This window comes from Escherichia sp. XD33 (genome assembly GCF_019375075.1).
In the GTDB taxonomy this organism is placed as follows: Bacteria; Pseudomonadota; Gammaproteobacteria; order Enterobacterales; family Enterobacteriaceae; genus Enterobacter; species Enterobacter flexneri_A.
The window spans coordinates 1-600 of record NZ_JAENDM010000320.1; the positions used below are offsets into that span (position 1 = coordinate 1).

The 600-nt window shown below is 59.3% G+C and carries 1 protein-coding gene and 1 pseudogene; both read left to right on the forward strand.

The window, feature by feature from the left end; translation table 11 throughout:
* The coding region (locus tag K0778_RS27010; RefSeq protein ID WP_161997286.1) for a hypothetical protein at nt 1-438 on the forward strand (438 nt) is incomplete at its 5' end.
* Between the two features lie 19 nt (nt 439-457).
* Nucleotides 458-600, forward strand: a pseudogene (locus tag K0778_RS28240) (conjugal transfer protein); the annotation flags it as partial.

Genomic DNA, 600 nt, shown 5'->3' on the forward strand with positions numbered 1-600 from the left:
CGTCCGTGGAATCCCGGTGCCATCACCGGTGGCCGCGTGTGGGGGGATATCCCGGACAACAGCGTCCAGCCGGGAGCCGGAAATGGCGAGCCGGTCACGGCAGAGGTACTGGCACAGCGGCAGGCTGAAGAGGCCATCCGCCGTGAAACGGTACGCCGCGCAGATGAAATTGTCCGTAAAATGGCAGAGAACAAACCTGACCTGCCGGACAGCAAAACAGAGCAGGCTGTCAGGGAGATTGCCGGGCAGGAGCGTGACCGGTCTGCCATATCTGAACGGGAAGCCGCGCTGCCGGAGAGTGTGCTGCGTGAATCACAACGGGAGCGGGAAGCTGTCAGGGAAATTGCCCGGGAAAATCTGCTGCAGGAGCGTCTGCAGCAGATGGAACGGGATATGGTTCGTGACCTGCAGAAAGAGAAAACCCTGGGCGGAGACTGATACAGGAAGACAAACGCTGATGACAACGGATAACACGAACACGACACGTAACGATTCACTGGCTGCCCGGACCGATACCTGGTTGCAGTCGTTGCTGGTCTGGTCACCCGGACAGCGGGATATCATCAAAACGGTGGCACTGGTGCTGATGGTACTGGACCA